Below are 19524 nucleotides of genomic sequence, written 5' to 3' on the forward strand. Positions count from 1 at the left end.
CCCGGAAACGCCGCCCCGGCGGCGACCAAGACAAGGGAATTATCATGACCAACAAAACCGTGCTCTTCGACGCCCACCTGGCCTGTGGCGCCAAGATGGTGGACTTCCACGGCTGGGAAATGCCGATCAACTACGGCTCCCAGATCGAGGAACACCACGCCGTGCGGGGCGACGCCGGCATGTTCGATGTCTCCCACATGACGGTGGTGGACCTCAAGGGCGACAAGACCCGTGATTTCCTGCGTCACCTGCTGGCCAACGACGTAGCCAAGCTGCAGGTGCCCGGCAAGGCCCTGTACACCGGCATGCTCAACGAGCAGGGCGGTGTCATCGACGATCTCATCGTCTACTTCCTGACCGAAGACTTCTTCCGCCTGGTGGTCAACTCCGCCACCCGCGAAAAGGATCTGGCCTGGATCCGCCAGCACGCCGAAGCCCATGGCGTCAGCGTCACCGAGCGTGACGACCTGGCCATGATCGCCGTCCAGGGCCCCAAGGCCAAAGAGAAGGCCGCCGCCGTGTTCAGCGACGAGCAGAAGGCCGCCGTGGACGGCATGAAGCCCTTCTTCGGCGTCCAGGCCGGCGAGCTCTTCATCGCCACTACCGGCTATACCGGTGAGGCCGGCTACGAAATTTCCGTGCCCCAGGAGCAAGCGATTGCGCTGTGGAACGCCCTGGTCGAAGCGGGCGTCAAGCCGTGCGGCCTGGGTGCCCGCGACACCCTGCGCCTGGAAGCGGGCATGAACCTGTACGGCCAGGACATGGACGAGAGTGTCTCTCCCCTGGCCGCCAACATGGGCTGGACCATTGCCTGGGAACCGGCCGAGCGCGACTTTATCGGCCGCGCCGCTCTCGAACAGCACAAGGCCGACGGTACCGAACAGCTGGTGGGCCTGGTGATGGAAGAAAAGGGCGTGCTGCGCCACGGCCTCAAGGTCATCACCGCAGCCGGTGAAGGCGTCATTACCTCCGGCACCTTCTCGCCGACCCTGGGTCATTCCATCGCCCTGGCCCGCGTCCCGGCCGGCGACTTCGACACCGCCCAGGTGGAGATGCGCAAGAAGCTGGTGGACGTGAAAGTCGTCAAACCGGCCTTTGTGCGTAACGGCAAAAAGGTCTGCTAACCTAACTGAGTCACCCGTTTTAGGCCCAAATTGAAGGAACGGAAAAAACAATGAGCAACATCCCCAACGAGCTGAAGTACGCCTCCTCCCACGAATGGGTTCGCAAGGAAGGTGACGGCACCTACACCGTCGGTATCACCGAACACGCCCAAGAGCTGCTGGGTGACATGGTGTTCGTTGAGCTGCCGGAAGTGGGCAGTGAAGTGAACGCCGGCGACGACGTGGCCGTGGCCGAGTCCGTCAAGGCCGCCTCCGACGTCTACACCCCGCTGACCGGCGAGATCGTTGCCGTCAATGAGGCCCTGGAAGACGCCCCCGAGACCGTCAACTCCGACCCCTATGGCGACGGCTGGCTGTTCCGCGTCAAGGCCAGTGACGAAGGCGAGCTGGAAGACCTGCTCGACGCCGAAGGCTACCAGGCCGTCATCGAAGAAGAATAAGCCCTGTTCAGTGTGTACAAAGCCCCGGCGTCAGCGTCGGGGCTTTGTTTAGCGAGGAAGTAACCATGTCCGACAACCGTTCCCTGTCCGAGCTCGAATACCACAACGCCTTCATCGATCGCCACATCGGCCCAGACGCCGCCGAGACCGAGGCCATGCTGGAGGTGCTGGGCACCGACTCCGTCGACGCCCTTATCGAAGAAACCGTACCGGCAAGCATCCGCCTGCCCGAGGGCCTCAACATAGGCCCGGCCCGTACCGAAGAAGAGACCCTGGCCTACCTCAAGTCCGTGGCCGGCAAGAACAAGATCTTCAAGTCCTACATCGGCATGGGCTACCACCCGACCCTGGTGCCGGGCGTGATCCAGCGTAACGTGCTGGAAAACCCGGGCTGGTACACCGCCTACACCCCCTACCAGCCGGAAATCGCCCAGGGCCGCCTGGAGGCCATCCTCAACTTCCAGCAGCTGACCCTGGACCTGACCGGTCTGGATCTGGCCTCCGCCTCGCTGCTGGACGAAGCCACCGCCGCCGCCGAGGCCATGGCCCTGGCCAAGCGGGTGTCCAAGAACAAGAAGGCCAACACCTTCTTCATCGACGAAAACTGCCATCCCCAGACCATCAACGTGGTGCAGACCCGCGCCGAGGCCTTCGGCTTCGAGACCCTGGTCGCGGCCCCGGAAAAGGCCGAGGGCCTGGATCTGTTCGGTGCCCTGTTCCAGTACCCGGACAGCACCGGCGAGGTGCGGGATCTCAATGATCTGATCGCCGCCGTCCAGGGCCAGAAGGGCATAGTGGCCGTGGCCGCCGACATACTGTCGCTGGTGCTGCTCAAGGCGCCCGGCCACCTGGGCGCCGACGTGGTGCTCGGCTCTGCCCAGCGCTTCGGTGTGCCCATGGGCTACGGTGGCCCCCACGCCGCCTTCTTCGCCACCCGCGACGCCTACAAGCGCTCCATGCCCGGCCGCATCATCGGCGTGTCCAAGGACAGCCGCGGCAAGCCGGCCCTGCGCATGGCCATGCAGACCCGCGAGCAGCACATCCGTCGTGAAAAGGCCAACTCCAACATCTGTACCGCCCAGGTGCTGCTGGCCAACATGGCCTCCTTCTATGCCGTCTACCACGGTCCCGAAGGCCTCAAGCGCATCGCCGGCCGGGTGCACCGCCTCACCGACATCCTGGCCCTGGGCCTCAAGGACAAGGGCCTGGCCATCCGCAACAGCCATTGGTTCGATACCCTGACCGTGGAAGTGGCCGACAAGGCCGCCGTCATCGCCAAGGCCCAGGCCAAGGGCGTGAACCTGCGTGCCGACCTGGACGGTGCCGTGGGTATCAGCCTGTCCGAGGCCACCACCAGGGCCGACCTGGTCGAGCTGTTCGACATCCTGGTCGGCGAGGAGCACGGCCTGGACCTGGATGCCCTGGATGTGCGCATCCAGCAGGGTGAGATCGAGTCCATCCCCGCGCACCTGCTGCGCGACGACGCCATCCTCACCCACGAGGTGTTCAACCAGTACCACTCCGAAACCGAGATGCTGCGTTACATCAAGCGCCTCGAGAACAAGGATCTGGCCCTGAACCACTCCATGATCACCCTGGGCTCCTGCACCATGAAGCTCAACGCCACCGCCGAGATGATCCCGGTGAGCTGGCCCGAGTTCGCCGAGCTGCACCCCTTCTGCCCGGCGGATCAGGCCCAGGGCTACCACGAGATGATCTCCGGGCTGGGCGACTGGCTGGTCGACATCACCGGCTACGACGCCGTCTGCATGCAGCCCAACTCCGGCGCCCAGGGCGAATACGCCGGCCTGCTGGCCATCCGCAAATACCACGAATCCCGTGGCGAGGGTCACCGCAACATCTGCCTGATCCCCAGCTCCGCCCACGGCACCAACCCGGCCTCGGCCCAGATGGCCAGCTACAAGGTGGTGGTGGTGGCCTGCGACAAGCAGGGCAACGTGGACATGGACGATCTGCGCGCCAAGGCCGCGGAAGTGGCCGACAACCTGGCCTGCATCATGATCACCTATCCGTCCACCCACGGCGTCTATGAAGAGACGGTGCGTGAGATCTGCGACATCGTCCACCAGCACGGTGGCCAGGTGTACATGGACGGTGCCAACATGAATGCCCAGGTCGGCCTGACCTCCCCGGGCTTTATCGGCTCCGACGTGTCCCACCTCAACCTGCACAAGACCTTCTGCATCCCCCACGGTGGCGGCGGTCCCGGCATGGGTCCCATCGGCGTGAAGAGCCACCTGGCGCCCTTCATGCCCAACCACCCGGTGGTGACCATAGAGGGCTCCCAGGCCGAGATGGGCGCCGTGTCCGCCGCTCCCTACGGCAGCGCCGGCATCCTGCCCATCTCCTGGATGTACATCGCCATGATGGGCTCCGCCGGCCTGAGGGACGCCACCAAGTACGCCATCGTCAACGCCAACTACATGGCTACCCGCCTGGCCGAGCGCTTCCCGATCCTCTACACGGGTCGCAACGGTCGCATCGCCCACGAGTGCATCGTCGACCTGCGCCCGCTCAAGGAGGAGACCGGTATCTCCGAGCTGGACGTGGCCAAGCGCCTGATGGACTACGGCTTCCACTCCCCGACCATGTCCTTCCCGGTGGCCGGCACCCTGATGATCGAGCCCACCGAGTCCGAGTCCAAGGCGGAGATGGATCGCATGATCGAGGCCCTGCTGGCCATTCGCACCGAGATCGACAAGGTGGCCAGCGGCGAGTGGACCCTGGACGACAACCCCCTGGTCAACGCCCCCCACACCCAGGACGACGTCATGGACGCCGCCTGGGAGCGGGCCTACGACAGGGCCACCGCGGTGTTCCCGGTGGAAGCCGTTCGCCAGAACAAGTTCTGGCCCACCGTCAACCGCATCGACGATGTCTACGGTGACCGCAACCTGTTCTGCGCCTGTGTGCCCATGGAAGCCTATCAGGACTAAGCGCCTGATAAGCTGATAAAAACCCCCGCGCCCGCGGGGGTTTTTTGTTTGACAAGGGGTTGACCCTTGGTCAGTATGGAGTCAGGTCGTCACGACCATGGAGCTTCTTCGTCACAGGGAAAGTGGCCTTATCCTCGCGTTGTCTACCTTCCCTTGGCCAAGAGCCGTTGCCATCATCAGTCTCTCTCGGGGTTCCCTTTCCTGAAAATGGATCCCTTCGTTACCCCATCGAAGATGGGGTTTTTTTTGCCTTTTTCGCCAATGGCTGGCGTAGCTCGCCACCGTTGAGCCAGACATAAGCGTTAATATCTTGTTTCATAAGTGTTTTTGTCTTTTGGCCTGGTATTTGCCTGAATAGGGGCATTACGACCAAAAGGAGAAAACCATGAAAAAGCAATGGCTTGCCCTGGCCCTGTGCCTGCCCCTGAGCGCCTGTGTCTTCCACGTAGGTGGCGACCACGACGGCGACTATGTTCAGCACAGCCAGGAAAACCGGGAAGAGCGCAACAGGGAGGCCATCGGCGGCTTCATGCCCGGCCTGGCCCTGGATCAGGTCCAGACCCGCCTGGGCACCCCGGATTTCGACAACCTGCTGGCGGACGGCCACCGGGTGCTCTATTACCGCACCCAGCGCCGCCATGGTGACGGCATGACCACCAGGGACGAGTGCACGCCGCTGATCTTCAAGGACGGCATTCTGCTAGGCTGGGGGGACTTGGCCCTGCAACGACTCTGATTAAGGAAGCACCAGGATGGATGGAACAATGATGGTGGTCTTGATCGTGTTGATCGTGTTCGCGTTCATCACCTTCAATAACATCGCCAGCCGCAAGCACAAGATGGAAGAAATGCGCCTGACCAGCCAGGCCGCCAACGATGACGAGCTGACCCAGCTTCGTGCCCAGGTGGTCAGGATGGAAGAGCGTATCCGGACCCTGGAAACCATAGTCACCGACGAGGGCTACCAGGTCGGCCAGGCCATCGAAAACCTGAAGTAACAGAGGCGCCCAAGGGCGCCTCCTTCATTTCTGGACGGCCAGCATCCTGGCCAGGCCGTCCATGGCGGTGGACACCCCGGCCAGGGACCAGCCCCCGTCCACCGGCAGCACCACACCGCTGATGTAGGAGGCCAGGGGCGAGGCCAGGAAGAGGGCGGCATTGGCCAGATCCTCGGGGCTGCCGTTTCGCTTCAGCGGCACCGAGTCGGCCACCATGTCGGTCAGCTGCGCCGTGGGCGCCAGTCGCTTCATGCCTTCGGTACCGGCTATGGGACCGGGCACCAGCGAGTTGACGCGGATCCCCTCAGGCCCCCATTCCATGGCCAGGGTGCGGGTGATCATGTCGACACCGGCCTTGGCGGCGCAGACATGGCTCTGCAGCGCCATGGGCACATAGGCCTGGGGAGCGGAGATATTGATGATGCAGCCCGGGCGGGCCAGGTGCGGGTAGGCTCCCTTCATCACGTGGAAGGTGCCCAGCAGATCGATGTCCACTACCGACTTGAAGGCGTTGGCCGACATGGCCTTGGCGCTGGCCGGGAAGTTGCCGGCGGCGCCGCTGACCAGCACCTGGATGGGGGAGCCGAAGCGCTCCGCGGCCTGCCCGAACACCTTGGCCACCGCCTCGGCCTCGCGCACGTCGACACTGTAGCCGAAGGCGTCGCTGCCCAGGGCCTTGAGTTCGGCCACGGCCGCGTCCACCTTGTCCTGGGAGCGACTGGCCACGGCGACCCGGGCGCCGGCAGCGGCAAAGCCTTTGGCGATGCCGAGGTTGATACCGCTGGTGCCGCCCATGACGAAAACGGCGTGTCCGGAAAAATCAAAGGCCATCTGTGACTCCTTGTCCAAGGCCAGCCGTGCTGGCCGTCAGAAACTAAGTGGTTGCCAATAAAGTGCTTTTCTTAATTCGGTCAGGCCCTATAATCGGGTCTTGCGCGGGCGTAGTTCAATGGTAGAACGGCAGCTTCCCAAGCTGCATACGAGGGTTCGATTCCCTTCGCCCGCTCCAGTTTCCTTTCTCAATCAAGCTGTTGCAGCATGCGCTCGGCCAGATCCAGGCCGGCCAGGTAGGCACCTTCCATGCGGCCGCCGTGGCTCCAGTCACCGCCGGCGCCCAGTTTCAACGAGGTATCGAACAGGATCCGGCTGCCGTGAGATTCGGCCGGCCTGGCGAAGCGCCATCTGTGGGCGAAGCCGGCCATCGGCTCGGTCGGGGTCAGGCGCAGCAGCTCGAAGAAGCGCTCGCCGAGCATGCTGACCACGTCCTCCGGTTCGGCCTCCATGAATTCCCGGCTCCATTCCGAGGTGGCGTGCAGCACCCAGCATTGCGGGTGGCTCATGCGCTGGGGTTTGGAGGAGTCTTCGGCCAGCCACTCCAGGCAATCGTCGGTGACGAAGGCGGCCTTGATGATGGTATCCAGGGGTTCGGCGAAGGCCAGGCCCACCGCCCAGCAGGGCAGCATCTTTACCTGGCGAGCCGCCAGCGCCAGGCGCGGGCTGGCCTGGAGCAGGGGCACCGACTGCTGGGCCGGGGTGGTGACCAGCAGGCCATCGAAGGGACCCCTGGCCTCGCCCTGCACAGTTTCCAGCCACCAGCGCTGATCGCGGACGTGGCAGGCGACGATCTGCTCGTTGAAATGCACCTCCAGGCTGTCGGCCAGGCGACGGGTGATGACGCTCATATGGGGTTGGCCCACGAAGCGGCTGGTGACATCGGGGGAGGGGTGAAGCTGATCCAGGGACAGCTGGTAGGGGGTCATGTGCCATTCGCCGGCGATGCCCAGTGCCTGCCAGTTGCCCAGTTCGTCGATAAAGCGGGGGTGGCGGGCGGTGAAGTACTGGGCGCCCAGATCGAAGCTGCCCCAGGGGGTGCGCCGGGAAACCATGCGGCCGCCGGTTCCGCGGCTCTTCTCGAACAGTGAAACCTGGTGGCCCTGGCCGTGCAGGAGCCGACCTGCACTCAATCCTGCCAGACCTGCCCCCACGATAGCGACCCTGGCCATAAAGCACCCCTAAGTAAAATCAGTGTCTTTATGTACTGAGCATAACCCGCTTTTGCAGGACTTTCTTTGCGTCAGCGCCCAACCCGGGCAGAGGCTGTCGGCCTGATGACCAGGGGAGCCAGGGCGGCAAAGACAAAGAACAGGCCGAGCCAATGGACCGGCTGGCGACTGTCGAAGTGGCTGGAGGCCAGCACCAGGGCGGCCATCGTCAGCAGGGCTATCCTGGCCCAGTTGGGGATCGGCATGACGTCTTCTCACAACAAGTGTTAGTGAGAATTATTATCAAACGAGCCCCGTCAGGCAAGGCCAAAATGCTGGCTGAGCAACCGGCTGGTATAGAGGCTGCGCAGGTAGAAGCCCTTGGGCTGGACGGCCACCAGCTCCCCTTCGCTGTTGCGGGCCAAGGTCTTGACACGGCCGTTGGCGGCCTTGGGGCGCAGTTGCAGGTATTGGCCCTTGTGGGCGCTGATCTCGTCGAAGCGGCCCAGGGCCAGCAGCTCCACCAGTTCTTCCCAGTCCCGGCGCAGTATGGCTTCCTCGTCCGGTTGCAGGCTGTGCAGCATGGGGGTGGCGATCAGCCTTTCGGCAGGGGCCAGGCTGCGCTCGGCCAGGATCGGGATCCACAGCACCCGGGCCAGCTTGGCGCGGACATGGGAACCCTGCCATTGTACGCCCTGCCAGCCCTCGTAGGGGGCCACGGCAACGAAGGTGCTCTCCAGGGGACGGCCCTGGCGATCGATGGGCAGGGTCTTGAGCTCGACGCCCAGCTCGGGAAAGTCCGGCTCGGGCCTGGAGCCGGCCTGGGCCCCCAGGAAATGCTCCAGCAGCAGCCCCATCCAACCCTTTTCCCGCTTCAGATCCTTGGGTACGGAAAGGCCGGCCCGATCGGCCAGTTCGGCCAGGGTGAAGCCGGACAGGGCTCTGGCCCTGTCCTGGAGTTCGTCCAGGGACTGTGGTCTGGTGGTGCAGGGAATGCTCGGCATGGGGGGCATTGTATAGTGGCCGGCCGGCAAATTGCAGTGATGAAAAAAACACCAGCCTCAATCGAAAGCCACCTGTGAACAAGGTGAGAAACAATCTTCAGTAATAACCTGCTGTAAAATAAGGAAAACTTTCTTCATTTCTGATCGCTTTCACCAGCGGGCCAAGCCTTTTCCTCATGGTTCGGTCCAGTGCTCCACACGGTTATGCACAGAGTGCAGGGATAACTGCGATCCCGGTGCAGGAAACTGGGGATCCATACAGGATCCTGGCCGCTTTCTGGCCGCCTTTCGGGGTGATAATGGCCAGGCTTTGTGGATAAAAGTCCGCTGTTTACCTTTTGAACAGGGACACTTTTCCACAGCGCTCCACAAAGTCTTGCCAGGATCCCTGGACTGTCAATAGGGATCCTGTGCGTTTTTTGTTTTTATTATCCATTGAAAGTAAAGGGAAAAGTGTTTTTTCATGTCTTGCCGTGACGATCGCCTTGCTAGCGCTGTGGACGCATCCACGGATCTATACAAAAGGATGCACAGCTTTATGCACAAGTGGTGTGAGTAATTTTCCCAAGCAGGCTCAAGCGAAATGCCTAGTGCTGTTTATAAGTTCTACTGATCGTCTAACTTATCAACTGTATGGGGAAATTTTCCCCGGATTTAAGGGTTTGCCGCACTTCCCCATATATGGAACAATCCAATGAAGATTCGAATTGCATCGAGGCAGTGGTGATCGACAGTGACGGCTTCAGGCCCAATGTCGGTATCGTGATCTGCAATCAGAAGGGCCAGGTATTCTGGGCCCGTCGCCATGGCCAGCATTCATGGCAGTTTCCCCAAGGTGGCATCCATGACGGCGAGTCGCCGGAGCAGGCCATGTATCGGGAGCTTTGGGAAGAAGTGGGACTGCACAAAAAGGATGTGAAGATCCTGGCGGTCAGCCGACACTGGTTGCGGTATCGATTACCCAAGAGGATGGTACGCCGGGACCAAAACCCGGTGTGTATCGGTCAGAAACAGAAGTGGTTCCTGTTGCAGCTGGTTGGGCCGGAATCGGCGGTCAACTTCAGGGCCACCGGCCACCCCGAATTCGACGACTGGCGCTGGGTCAGCTACTGGTATCCGGTACGCCAGGTGGTGTCCTTCAAGCGGGACGTCTACCGGCGGATGATGAAGGAATTTGCCGCCACCGCCATGCCTTTCCAACGTAACGAGCGGCGCAGGGGCTAGGCATGCTGACCGGCTTGCAGGCGATCGTTCAGAAGGTCAACCGGGCTGCGAGCCTGAACGAGGCCATGGCCTGGCTGGTCGAGGCCACCTGCGAACTTTTCCAAACCGAAGTCTGCTCCATCTACCTGGCCGACGACGAGGACAGGGTGCTGCAACTGGTGTCCACCCAGGGGTTGAGCCTGCCCCAGGGCGAGATCTGCACCCTGGCCTATGGCGAGGGCCTGGTCGGCCTGGTGGCCACCAGGGAAGAGCCCCTCAACCTTGGCGACGCCCAACACCACCCCGCCTTCAAGTTGATCACCGGCCTGGGTGAAGAACCCTTCCATTCCTTTTTGGGCGTGCCCATCATCTTCCGGCGCCGGGTGCTGGGCGTGCTCACCGTCCAGCAGCGCCAGCCCCGTGTCTTCGCCGCCGAGGAAGAGGCGGCCCTGATGACCCTGGCCAGCCAGCTGGCCCCGGTACTGGCCAATGTGGAGGAGCGCTCCCGGCTGCTGGAGGCCAGCTCCGGCTGGCGGCGCAGCGTCAAGGGCCAGCCCGGCGCCCCCGGGGTGGCCATCGCCAGGGCCTGGGTCCGCCTGGGCAGCCAGAGCCTGGACGAGATCACCTTTGCCCAGGTGGAAGACAGCCAGGCCGAGCTGGCGCGCTTCGACCTGGCCGTGGCCGACACCAGGGCCCAGCTCCAGGCCCTGATCGACAGCCTGTCGTCGCTGCCGGCCGAGGCCAGGGCCATCTTCGAGCTGTACCTGCAGTTGCTGGCGCCGGCCAGCCTGGGCGAGCCGGTGCACCAGCAGATCCGCAGCGGCGTCAGCGCCGAGTGGGCCCTCAAGCTGGTGCTGGGGGAGGCCATGGGCCGGTTCGAAGCCATGGAGGACGCCTACCTGCGGGAGCGGGGCGCCGATCTGCGCGATCTGGGCAACCGTTTGCTGAGCGTGTTGCAGGGCGAACAGGCGGCGCCGGCCGCCGGCGATGGCGAGCTGGTGCTGGTGGCCGACGAGGTCACCGCCGCCATGCTGGCCGAGGTGCCCAGGGCCCAGCTCAAGGGCATACTGTCCCGGCGCGGCTCCGGTCACTCCCACGCCGCCATCCTGGCCAGGGCCATGGGCATTCCCGCGGTCATGGGGGTGGGCTCCCTGCCGCTGAGCCTGGTCCAGGGCCGGGCGCTGATCCTGGACGGCTACGCCGGCCGCTGTTATTTCGATCCCGAGCCCAGCCTGATCCGCGAATTCGAGCGCCTGGTGGAGGAAGAAAAGCTGTTGACCGAGGCCCTGGGCGACATGGCCGGCCCGGCCCTGAGCCTGGATGGCGAGGCGGTCACAGTGATGCTCAACGCCGGCCTGTCCGCCGATGCCGATATCGCCTCCAACCTGGGGGTGGACGGGGTCGGCCTGTACCGCACCGAGGTACCCTTCATGCTGGGCAGCCGCCTGCCCGGCGAAGCGGAGCAGTTCCGTATCTATCGCCATGTGCTGGCCGCCTACCAAGGCAAGCCGGTGACCCTGCGCACCCTGGACATAGGTGGTGACAAGACCCTGCCCTACATGCCCATAGAGGAGGCCAACCCTTTCCTGGGCTGGCGCGGCATCCGCATCACCCTGGATCAGCCGGACGTGTTCCTGATCCAGCTCAGGGCCATGCTCAGGGCCCACCAGCAGCTGGGCAACCTTCGGCTGATGCTGCCCATGGTGTCGTCCGTGGCCGAGGTGGACGAGGCCCTGCGCCTGCTGCGCCAGGCCCACCACGAGCTCCAGGAGGAGCTGGGCCAGGCCTTCGAGCTGCCCGACGTGGGGGTGATGCTGGAGGTGCCGGCCATCCTCTACCAGCTGCCGCAGCTGGCCGAGCGGGTGCAGTTCGTGTCCGTGGGCACCAATGATCTGACCCAGTACCTGCTGGCGGTGGATCGCAACAACGCCAGGGTGGCGGAGCTGTTCGACCCCTTCCATCCCGCCGTGGTCCAGGTCCTGCACCAGATCAGCCGCCAGTGCGCCGAGCTGGATCTGGAGCTGGCGGTCTGTGGCGAGCTGGCCGGCGAGGTGCTGGGGCTGGTGCTGCTGCTGAGCCTGGGCTACCGGCGCTTTTCCATGAACACCAGCCAGGTGGCCAAGGCCAAGCACCTGGTCGGCAAGCTGTCCCTGGCGGAGCTGGCCGAGGGCAGGGCCGAGCTGCTGGCGGCCGCCGATGCCGACCGGCTCTGCTGGCTGCTTCGTGAACGGCTGGTGGCGGTGGGCCTGTCCGGCTGGTTGAGGGGAGGGCGTTAGGCTAACATGACGCCCTTTATGAAGCTGGGGACCGGCCCTTGTCGTTGATCATCATTGCCTGTCTGTTGTTGGGGGCCCTGGCCGGGCTCTTGTCCGGGCTGCTGGGCATAGGCGGTGGCCTGGTGATAGTGCCGGCCCTGGCCTGGCTGCTGCCCCTGGCCGGGGTCCAGGAAGAACTGGTGATGCCCATGGCCCTGGCCACCTCCCTGGCCACCATCTGCTTCACCGGCAGCTCCTCCATGTGGGCCCACCACAGGCGCGGCAATATCCCCTGGAAGGTGGCCCGCTACCTGGTGCCTGGCATGATCCTGGGCGGCCTGCTGGGCGCCCAGGTGGCGGCCCTGCTCAGCCCGTTCTGGCTGAAACGGCTTTTTGCCGCCTTCCTGTTCTTCTCCGCCGCCCGCATGATCTGGAGCAAGGTGCCCAAGGGCGAGGGCCGCACCGAGCTGGCGCTGCCCTGGGCCCTGGGGCTGGGCATGGCGGTGGGCACCCTGTCGTCGCTGCTGGGCATAGGGGGGGGCGTGCTGATGGTGCCGCTGCTGACCTGGCTGGGCGTGGCGCTGACCGCCGCCGTGGCCACCGCCGCCGTCAACACCCTGGCCGTGGCCCTGTCCGGCTCCCTGAGCTATGCCTGGCTCGGTGCCGGCCAGCCCGGCCTGCCGGAAGGCAGCCTGGGCTACATCTACCTGCCGGCGTTGCTGGCGCTGCTGCCCGGGGCCTTCGTGATGGCCCAGGTGGGGGTCAGGCTGCTGAGCCGGATCCCGGCGCCTTTGATGCGTAAGCTTTTTGCCCTGCTGCTGCTGGCGGTGGGGCTGGAAATGTTGCTGAACTGAGGACTTGCATGACCACACCCATCATCTTCCCGGACATCGATCCGGTGATCTTCAGCATAGGGCCGCTGGCGGTACGCTGGTACGGCCTGATGTACCTGCTGGGCTTCGTTGCCGCCATCTGGCTGGCCAATGGCCGCGCCGCCAGGCCGAACTCCGGCTGGAGCAAGGACGACGTCAGCGATCTGCTCTTCTATGGCTTCCTGGGGGTGATCCTGGGTGGCCGCATCGGCTATGTGCTCTTCTACCACTTCGATCTCTTCCTGGCCAACCCCCTCTACCTGCTGCGCATCGACCAGGGCGGCATGTCCTTCCACGGCGGCCTGCTGGGGGTGATCCTGGCCATGGCCTGGTTCGGCCGCAAGAGCCGGCGCAGCTTCCTGACCATCGCCGATTTCGTGGCGCCCCTGGTGCCGGTCGGCCTGGGCTTCGGCCGCATCGGCAACTTCATCAACGGCGAGCTTTGGGGGCGCACCACGGATCTGCCCTGGGGCATCGTCTTCCCCACCGGCGGGCCGCTGCCGCGCCACCCCAGCCAGCTGTATGAAGCGCTGCTGGAAGGCCTGGTGCTGTTCATGGTGCTGTGGTGGTTCTCGGCCAAGCCCAGGCCCAGGGGCGCCGTGGGCGGCCTGTTCCTGATCGGCTACGGCGGCTTCCGCTCCCTGGTGGAATTCGTCCGTGAGCCCGATGCCCACCTGGGCCTGCTGGGCGGCGTCATCACCATGGGGCAACTGCTCAGCCTGCCGATGATCCTGGGCGGCATGGCACTGATGTTCTGGAGTTACAAGCAAGGGGAGAAGAGGGCGTGAAGGCTTACCTGGAATTAATGGACAAGATCCTCACCGAGGGCACCCAGAAGGACGACAGGACCGGCACCGGCACCCTGTCCCTGTTCGGCCACCAGATGCGCTTCGACCTCAGCCAGGGCTTTCCCCTGGTCACCACCAAGAAGTGCCACCTGAGATCCATCATCCACGAGCTGCTGTGGTTCCTGAGCGGCGACACCAACATCGCCTACCTGAAGGAGAACGGCGTCAGCATCTGGGACGAATGGGCCGACGACAAGGGCGATCTGGGCCCCGTCTACGGCGCCCAGTGGCGCAGCTGGCCGACCCCGGACGGCCACCATATCGACCAGCTCAGCCAGGTCATGGAGCAGATCAGGACCAACCCGGACTCGCGGCGCCTGATCGTCTCGGCCTGGAACGTGGCCGAGCTGGACAAGATGGCCCTGGCCCCCTGCCACGCCTTCTTCCAGTTCTACGTGGCCGACGGCAAGCTGTCCTGCCAGCTCTACCAGCGCAGCTGCGACGTCTTCCTGGGCCTGCCCTTCAACATCGCCAGCTATGCCCTGTTGACCCACATGGTGGCCCAGCAGTGCGGCCTGGAGGTGGGTGACTTCGTCTGGACCGGCGGCGACGTGCACCTCTATGCCAACCACCTGGAGCAGGCCAGGCTGCAGCTGGCCCGGGAGCCCAGGCCCCTGCCCAGGCTGGCCATCAAGCGCAGGCCGGACAGCCTGTTCGATTACCGCTTCGAGGACTTCGAGATCCTCGATTACGATCCCCACCCCCATATCAAGGCCCCGGTGGCCGTGTAATAGAAAAGCCGCCCAAAGGGGCGGCTTTTTCGTGCCTGGCAGGGGTTACTGGGACAGGAAGATCAGCGCCCCGGGCAGCAGGAAGAAGGCCGCCAGCACATAGCCGATGGCCAGGGGCACCCGGGTGCTGGCCAGCTCGCCCAGGGCCTCGGCGCCCTTGAGGGGCAGGTTGCGCAGGAAGGGCAGGCCGTAGATCAGCAGCACGCCCAGGCCGTTGTAGAGCAGGTGCACCAGGGCTATCTGCAGGGCGAAGGCGGCGAAGTCGCCGCTGGCGGCGGTGGCGGCCAGCAGGGCGGTCACGCAGGTACCTATGTTGGCGCCCAGGGTGAAGGGATAGATGTCCTTCACCTTCAGGGTGTTGGAGCCCACCAGGGGCACCACCAGGCTGGTGGTGGTGGAGGAGGACTGCACCAGCACGGTGACCAGGGTGCCGGAGGCGATGCCGGACAAGGGGCCCTTGCCGATGGCCCTGTGTAGCAGCTCCTTGGCACGGCCGGTCAGGGACTGCTTCAGCACCCGGCCCAGGGCGGTGATGGCGAAGAAGATGATGAATATGCCCGCCAGGATCATCAGCACGGCGCCGAAGGGCTCGGGGATGGCCGCCAGCACGCCCTTGGCCTCGCCGATCACCGGCTTGGTGATGGGCTTGATGAAGTTGAATTCCTTCAGCGACAGGCTGGCGTCGGTGTTCAGGGGGGCCACCAGCCAACCGCTCAGCTTCTCCAGCAGGCCGAAGGCCAGCTCCAGGGGCAGGAAGATGATCACCGCCAGCAGGTTGAAGAAGTCATGGATGGTGGCGGCGGAGAAGGCGCGCTTGAAGGCCTCCTTCTCGCGGACATGGCCCAGGCTCACCAGGGTGTTGGTGACGGTGGTGCCGATGTTGGCGCCCATGATCATGGGGATGGCGGTGGTCACCGGCAGGCCGCCGGCCACCAGGCCCACTATGATGGAGGTGACGGTGGAGGAGGACTGCACCAGGGCGGTGGCCACTATGCCGATCATCAGCGCCAGGAAGGGGTTGGCGGCAAAGGCGAACAGCTCCTCGGCATGGCCGCCGCTGGCCCATTTGAAGCCGCTGCCGATCATGCCTACCGCCAGCAGCAGCAGATACACCAGGGCGGTGATCTTCAGGGTGGTGAGCCAGGCCTTTTCGGCGGTGTTGGCGGCCTCTACGGCCGGGTTCTGGGTCAGACTGTCTGACATAACAAGGTCTCGGGTTAGCGATGTGCGCGCATGATGCCCTTTGTATATGTCAGTTTTTTTACAAGAGACGATTTAGATCAGAAAAAGATGACATTGCCGTGTCGAAGTGATGAATCTTTCTTAAAAGTTCGAGAAAGCCGAGTTTAACCATCGCTAGAAAGGGATTTTTTCTACACTTTGCCTTGTCTAACCTGAGTGAACTTCTGAGCTGTAGTAGGGAAAAGATGAGACACCAGCTGAACTACCTCTTCCAGCCCGACACCAGGGGCGGCACCCTGCTGGTGCTGGCGGCCCTGTTGGCCCTGATGCTGGCCAACTCCTCCCTGTCCGGCTTCTACGACGAATTCCTGCACACCAGGGTGGCTGTGGTGCTGGGCGACTTCGCCATCGACAAGCCGCTGCTGGCCTGGATCAACGACGGCCTGATGGCGGTGTTCTTCCTGATGATCGGCCTGGAGGTGAAGTACGAGCTGCTGCACGGCTCCCTGTCCAATCCCCACAAGGCGCTGCTGCCGGTGATCGCCGCCATCGGCGGCATGCTGGTGCCGGCGCTGGTGTTCCTCAGCGTCAACCACGCCGATCCGGTCAACCGCCAGGGCTGGGCCATCCCGGCCGCCACCGACATCGCCTTTGCCCTGGGTATCCTGGCGCTGCTGGGCAAACGGGTGCCCGCGACCCTGAAGGTGTTCCTGCTGGCCCTGGCCATCATCGATGACGTCGGTGTCATCGTCATCATCGCCTTCTTCTATACCGCCGATCTGTCGGTGATCAGCCTGGCGGTGGCCGCCGCCTCGACCCTGGTACTGGTGGTGATGAACCGGCTGCAGGTGGCCAGGCTGACCCCCTACCTGCTGGTGGGCATGGTGCTCTGGGCCAGCGTGCTCAAGTCCGGCGTGCACGCCACCCTGGCCGGTGTGGTGATCGGTTTCACCATCCCGCTCTGGGTCGGCAAGAAGCCGGTGGGCCATCGCCTGGAACACCGCCTGAAAGGCGCCACCGAGTGGCTGATCCTGCCGGTGTTCGCCCTGGCCAATGCCGGCGTGTCCCTGGCCGGCCTCAGCCTGGCCAGTGCCGTCTCGCCCCTGCCGCTCGGCATCATGCTGGGGCTGCTGCTGGGTAAGCCCCTGGGCGTGTTCAGCTTTACCTGGCTGGCCGTGAAGCTGGGCCTGGCCAAGCTGCCCCAGGGCACCAACTGGACCCAGATCCTGGCCCTGGCGGTGCTGTGCGGCATCGGCTTCACCATGTCCATGTTCATCGCCTCCCTGGCCTACGAGCACGAGGAGGTGATCTACGACACCTATTCCCGCATCGGCATCCTGGCCGGCTCGACGTTGTCGGCGGTGCTGGGCTTCTACCTGATGAAACGCAACCTGGACAAGGAGCATCCATGAAAACGGCATTGATGACACTGGCCCTGCTGGCGCCACTGGCGGTGGTGGCCGAAGAGCAGCCCCTGTCCCATTTCGAGGAATACTGCCTGGGCCAGGCCCAGGGCCAGCGCTGCCACGATTACCTGATCGGGGTGATAGACGGCGCCAAGCTGCAGGCCGCTGAAAGCGCACCGCAAGATTCCCGCTATGTGTCCAGGGCCAAGCGGCAGCGCATGGGCGGGCGCCTCGAGCACGTGCGTGCCAGGCTCTGCGAGCAGCAGACACCCCAGCGCGAGGCGCTGCTGGCGGAGCTGCAACAGGAGATCGCCAAGGACAGGATCGCCTCCCGGCAGCAGCTGCTGGAGCACCTCAGGCAAACCTTCAGCTGCCAGCCCTGATGGCCCACCTCAACTACAACCACCTCTATTACTTTTGGATGGTGGTCCGCAAGGGCTCCCTGGCGGCCGCCGCCGAGGCGCTGTGCATCACCCCCCAGACGGTGTCCGGCCAGCTCAAGCTGCTGGAAGGGCGCATGGGGCCGCTGCTGACCAAGAGGGGCCGGCGCCTGGACACCACGGAGCTGGGCCGCCTGGTCTACCGCTATGCCGACCAGATGTACAACCTCAGCTACGAGCTGCTGGACGCCCTGGACTACCAGAAGCTGGAGGAGGTGCGTTTCGACGTGGGGGTGGCCGATGCCCTGTCCAAGTGGGTGGTGGCGCTGCTGCTCAGGGAGGCCTCGCCGCCCGGGGTGGAGATCAGCTTCAGCTGCTTCGAATCCCGCCACGAGCTGCTGCTGGATGAGCTGCGCAGCCACAAGCTGGACATGATCCTCTCCGACTGCCCCATAGACTCGGCGGCCGAGCCCGGCCTGCATTCCAAGGCCCTGGGGGAATACCCGCTGGCCTTCTTCAGCCGCAGGCCCCTGGACGGGCCCTTCCCGGCCTGCCTGGACGGGGCGGATCTGCTGATGCCGGGGCGCAAGACGGCGGTGGGCCGCCAGCTCAAGAGCTGGCTGGACGAGCAGGGCCTCAACCCCCGCATCGCCGGCGAATTCGACGACTCCGGGTTGATGCTGGCCTTCGGGGTGGCCGGCGACGGCGTCTTCGTGGCCCCCGGGGTCAACAACGCCCAGTTCGCCGAACGCTTCCGGGTCCATTGCCTGGGCGAAACCCGGGATATCAGGGAAAGCTACTACGCGGTCTTCGCCGAGCGCATGATCCAGCACCCGGCGGTGGTGCGCTTGTGCAGCCTGGCCAGCCGCGGCCTGCAGTTCCAGAGCTTCGATCATTAAAGTGTCAACTGGCCGTGCTGTCATGGGGGAAAAGCCCAAGGGAGCACAGCGCCATGTCCGTTGCCCTGCACCACAGTCCCAGCCCGGCCAGCCTGGTCCGGGCCCATCTTGAGGCCCTGCTGGACCGTGCCTCCGTGACCCCAAATGATGCCGGCTGCCAGGACTACCTGGCCGCCGAGCTGGGCCGGCTCGGCTTCGCCATAGAGCGCTTCCAGTGTGAAGGGGTGTCCAACCTGATCGCCAGGCGTCCCGGCCAGGGGCGCCTGGCCTTTTCCGGCCATACCGACGTGGTACCGGCCGGCCGCGGCTGGCGTCATGAGCCCTTCGCCCTGACCGAGGCCGAAGGCCACTACATCGGCCGCGGCATCGCCGACATGAAGGGGGGCATCGCCGCCTTCCTCGCCGCCACCGAGCTGGCCCTGGGCGACGGCCACCGGCTGCCCGGCTTGATGGTGCTGCTGACCTCGGACGAGGAAGGGGAGGCGGAGCACGGCTCCAGGCTCATCGCCGAGCGCCTGGCCGGGCGCGGCGAGCTGCCGCCCTGGGTGCTGATCGGCGAGCCCACCGCCCGGGAGCGCAGCGGCGACACCCTGAGGGTGGGGCGGCGCGGCGCCATCTCCGGCGCCCTGACCCTGACCGGCAGGGCCGGCCATGTGGCCTACCAGCCGGGCCGGGACAATGTGTTGCACCAGGCCATGGTGCTGGGGCAGCGGCTGGCGGCCCTGGAATGGGATGGCGGCTGCAGCGATTTTCCCGGCACCGGCTTCCACCTCACCGGCCTGGAGCACGGTGACTGGGTCGACAATGTCACCCCGAGCAAGGTCACCCTCAGGTTCAACCTGCGTTACTCCCACCGCTACAGCCACGGGCGCATCGACGAGCGGATCCGCGCCCTGGCCGATGCCCTTGGCTGGCCCTACGAGCTGGACTGGAGCCGGCCCTGCGAGCCCTACCTCAGCCAGTTTTCCGCTACCCAGCCCAACTTCCTGACCCTGGTGGAGCGGGCAAGCTTTGCCGAGCTGCAGCGTTTCCCGGTGCTGTCCACCGCCGGCGGCGCCTCGGACGGCCGCTTCTTCGCCGCTGCCGGCTGCGAGGTCATCGAGCTGGGCCTGCCCAACGGCTCCATCCACCAGGCCAACGAGCGGGTGCCGGTGGCGGAAATGGACCGGCTGGTGGCCATCTACCGGCGGCTGCTGGCCTCCCTCTAGGCCATCGCCATGAAAAAGGCGGCCCCTGGGCCGCC

The 19524-nt window shown here is 64.7% G+C and carries 19 protein-coding genes and 1 tRNA gene; 15 read left to right on the top strand and 5 right to left on the bottom strand.

The window, feature by feature from the left end:
• The first annotated feature begins 44 nt into the window (after positions 1-44).
• The 5 genes from gcvT to WDB71_RS02320 all read left to right on the top strand — a co-directional run bounded on the left by gcvT (position 45) and on the right by WDB71_RS02320 (position 5519).
• Entirely contained in the window at positions 45-1124 is a 1080-nt protein-coding gene (gene gcvT, locus WDB71_RS02300; protein ID WP_341503034.1) for a glycine cleavage system aminomethyltransferase GcvT, read from the top strand.
• Positions 1125-1174: 50 nt separating this feature from the next.
• Positions 1175-1564, top strand: a complete 390-nt coding sequence (gene gcvH / locus WDB71_RS02305) for a glycine cleavage system protein GcvH (protein ID WP_341503035.1) — start codon at positions 1175-1177, stop codon at positions 1562-1564.
• A 65-nt stretch (positions 1565-1629) separates the two neighbouring features.
• A complete protein-coding gene (gcvP, locus tag WDB71_RS02310; RefSeq protein ID WP_341503036.1) occupies positions 1630-4521 on the top strand; it encodes an aminomethyl-transferring glycine dehydrogenase in 2892 nt (963 codons plus the stop codon).
• Positions 4522-4906: 385 nt separating this feature from the next.
• Positions 4907-5257, top strand: coding sequence for a DUF3192 domain-containing protein (locus tag WDB71_RS02315; protein ID WP_341503037.1), 351 nt, complete (start codon positions 4907-4909; stop codon positions 5255-5257).
• A 28-nt stretch (positions 5258-5285) separates the two neighbouring features.
• Positions 5286-5519, top strand: a complete 234-nt coding sequence (locus WDB71_RS02320; RefSeq protein ID WP_341503038.1) for a hypothetical protein — start codon at positions 5286-5288, stop codon at positions 5517-5519.
• Between the two features lie 24 nt (positions 5520-5543).
• Here the strand turns inward: WDB71_RS02320 and WDB71_RS02325 are convergent, their stop codons facing one another.
• A complete protein-coding gene (locus WDB71_RS02325; RefSeq protein WP_341503039.1) occupies positions 5544-6350 on the bottom strand; it encodes an SDR family oxidoreductase in 807 nt (268 codons plus the stop codon).
• Positions 6351-6454: 104 nt separating this feature from the next.
• On the opposite strand from WDB71_RS02325, the gene WDB71_RS02330 reads away from it, so the two are divergent.
• Positions 6455-6528 (top strand) — tRNA-Gly (locus WDB71_RS02330).
• A 10-nt stretch (positions 6529-6538) separates the two neighbouring features.
• Here the strand turns inward: WDB71_RS02330 and WDB71_RS02335 are convergent.
• The 3 genes from WDB71_RS02335 to mutH all read right to left on the bottom strand — a co-directional run bounded on the left by WDB71_RS02335 (position 6539) and on the right by mutH (position 8505).
• Entirely contained in the window at positions 6539-7483 is a 945-nt protein-coding gene (locus WDB71_RS02335; protein WP_341503040.1) for an FAD-dependent oxidoreductase, read from the bottom strand.
• Between the two features lie 110 nt (positions 7484-7593).
• Entirely contained in the window at positions 7594-7767 is a 174-nt protein-coding gene (locus WDB71_RS02340; protein WP_341503041.1) for a hypothetical protein, read from the bottom strand.
• A gap of 51 nt (positions 7768-7818) precedes the next feature.
• Complete coding sequence (gene mutH, locus WDB71_RS02345) at positions 7819-8505, bottom strand: DNA mismatch repair endonuclease MutH (RefSeq protein ID WP_341503042.1); 687 nt, start codon at positions 8503-8505, stop codon at positions 7819-7821.
• Between the two features lie 723 nt (positions 8506-9228).
• Between mutH and rppH the strand changes: the two genes are divergently transcribed.
• From rppH to thyA, 5 genes are read left to right on the top strand one after another with little or no spacing between them, the layout of a single operon-like run.
• A complete protein-coding gene (rppH, locus tag WDB71_RS02350) occupies positions 9229-9729 on the top strand; it encodes an RNA pyrophosphohydrolase (protein WP_341503043.1) in 501 nt (166 codons plus the stop codon).
• A gap of 2 nt (positions 9730-9731) precedes the next feature.
• Positions 9732-11984, top strand: coding sequence for a phosphoenolpyruvate--protein phosphotransferase (gene ptsP / locus WDB71_RS02355; RefSeq protein ID WP_341503044.1), 2253 nt, complete (start codon positions 9732-9734; stop codon positions 11982-11984).
• A gap of 38 nt (positions 11985-12022) precedes the next feature.
• The gene (locus WDB71_RS02360; protein ID WP_341503045.1) at positions 12023-12817 is read left to right on the top strand and encodes a sulfite exporter TauE/SafE family protein; all 795 of its coding nucleotides are present in this window, start codon (positions 12023-12025) and stop codon (positions 12815-12817) included.
• A gap of 8 nt (positions 12818-12825) precedes the next feature.
• Positions 12826-13623 carry a prolipoprotein diacylglyceryl transferase gene (lgt, locus tag WDB71_RS02365; RefSeq protein ID WP_341503046.1) on the top strand — a complete coding sequence of 266 codons (798 nt, stop codon included), beginning with the start codon at positions 12826-12828 and terminating at the stop codon, positions 13621-13623.
• A complete protein-coding gene (gene thyA / locus WDB71_RS02370; protein ID WP_341503047.1) occupies positions 13620-14414 on the top strand; it encodes a thymidylate synthase in 795 nt (264 codons plus the stop codon). The genes lgt and thyA overlap by 4 nt, the downstream gene beginning before the upstream one ends.
• Positions 14415-14459: 45 nt before the next feature.
• Here the strand turns inward: thyA and WDB71_RS02375 are convergent, their stop codons facing one another.
• Positions 14460-15617: a Na/Pi symporter gene (locus WDB71_RS02375; protein WP_341503048.1), complete on the bottom strand. Its 1158-nt coding sequence runs from the start codon at positions 15615-15617 to the stop codon at positions 14460-14462.
• A 224-nt stretch (positions 15618-15841) separates the two neighbouring features.
• Between WDB71_RS02375 and nhaA the strand changes: the two genes are divergently transcribed.
• Genes nhaA through dapE form a run of 4 tightly spaced genes read left to right on the top strand, consistent with a single transcriptional unit; the run spans position 15842 to position 19489 of the window.
• The gene (gene nhaA / locus WDB71_RS02380) at positions 15842-17008 is read left to right on the top strand and encodes a Na+/H+ antiporter NhaA (protein ID WP_341503049.1); all 1167 of its coding nucleotides are present in this window, start codon (positions 15842-15844) and stop codon (positions 17006-17008) included.
• Positions 17005-17385, top strand: coding sequence for a hypothetical protein (locus tag WDB71_RS02385; RefSeq protein ID WP_341503050.1), 381 nt, complete (start codon positions 17005-17007; stop codon positions 17383-17385). The genes nhaA and WDB71_RS02385 overlap by 4 nt, the downstream gene beginning before the upstream one ends.
• Positions 17385-18281 carry a transcriptional activator NhaR gene (nhaR, locus tag WDB71_RS02390; protein WP_341503051.1) on the top strand — a complete coding sequence of 299 codons (897 nt, stop codon included), beginning with the start codon at positions 17385-17387 and terminating at the stop codon, positions 18279-18281. The genes WDB71_RS02385 and nhaR overlap by 1 nt, the downstream gene beginning before the upstream one ends.
• A gap of 53 nt (positions 18282-18334) precedes the next feature.
• Positions 18335-19489 (top strand): succinyl-diaminopimelate desuccinylase, encoded by a 1155-nt coding sequence (gene dapE / locus WDB71_RS02395; RefSeq protein ID WP_341503052.1) that lies wholly within the window; start codon positions 18335-18337, stop codon positions 19487-19489.
• The last annotated feature ends 35 nt before the right edge of the window (positions 19490-19524 follow it).

Origin of the sequence: Gallaecimonas sp. GXIMD4217, from assembly GCF_038087665.1 — a bacterium.
Classification (GTDB): domain Bacteria; phylum Pseudomonadota; class Gammaproteobacteria; order Enterobacterales; family Gallaecimonadaceae; genus Gallaecimonas.

Excerpts from the sequence above, each read along its gene's own strand:
- WDB71_RS02320 (WP_341503038.1), top strand. The coding sequence starts at position 5,286 with ATGATGGTGGTCTTGATCGTGTTGATCGTGTTCGCGTTCATCACCTTC.
- WDB71_RS02315 (WP_341503037.1), top strand. The coding sequence starts at position 4,907 with ATGAAAAAGCAATGGCTTGCCCTGGCCCTGTGCCTGCCCCTGAGCGCC.
- nhaR (WP_341503051.1), top strand. The coding sequence starts at position 17,385 with ATGGCCCACCTCAACTACAACCACCTCTATTACTTTTGGATGGTGGTC.
- ptsP (WP_341503044.1), top strand. The coding sequence starts at position 9,732 with ATGCTGACCGGCTTGCAGGCGATCGTTCAGAAGGTCAACCGGGCTGCG.
- WDB71_RS02385 (WP_341503050.1), top strand. The coding sequence starts at position 17,005 with ATGAAAACGGCATTGATGACACTGGCCCTGCTGGCGCCACTGGCGGTG.
- dapE (WP_341503052.1), top strand. The coding sequence starts at position 18,335 with ATGTCCGTTGCCCTGCACCACAGTCCCAGCCCGGCCAGCCTGGTCCGG.
- gcvT (WP_341503034.1), top strand. The coding sequence starts at position 45 with ATGACCAACAAAACCGTGCTCTTCGACGCCCACCTGGCCTGTGGCGCC.
- lgt (WP_341503046.1), top strand. The coding sequence starts at position 12,826 with ATGACCACACCCATCATCTTCCCGGACATCGATCCGGTGATCTTCAGC.
- WDB71_RS02340 (WP_341503041.1), bottom strand. The coding sequence starts at position 7,767 with ATGCCGATCCCCAACTGGGCCAGGATAGCCCTGCTGACGATGGCCGCC.
- gcvP (WP_341503036.1), top strand. The coding sequence starts at position 1,630 with ATGTCCGACAACCGTTCCCTGTCCGAGCTCGAATACCACAACGCCTTC.
- mutH (WP_341503042.1), bottom strand. The coding sequence starts at position 8,505 with ATGCCGAGCATTCCCTGCACCACCAGACCACAGTCCCTGGACGAACTC.
- WDB71_RS02325 (WP_341503039.1), bottom strand. The coding sequence starts at position 6,350 with ATGGCCTTTGATTTTTCCGGACACGCCGTTTTCGTCATGGGCGGCACC.
- nhaA (WP_341503049.1), top strand. The coding sequence starts at position 15,842 with ATGAGACACCAGCTGAACTACCTCTTCCAGCCCGACACCAGGGGCGGC.
- gcvH (WP_341503035.1), top strand. The coding sequence starts at position 1,175 with ATGAGCAACATCCCCAACGAGCTGAAGTACGCCTCCTCCCACGAATGG.
- WDB71_RS02375 (WP_341503048.1), bottom strand. The coding sequence starts at position 15,617 with ATGTCAGACAGTCTGACCCAGAACCCGGCCGTAGAGGCCGCCAACACC.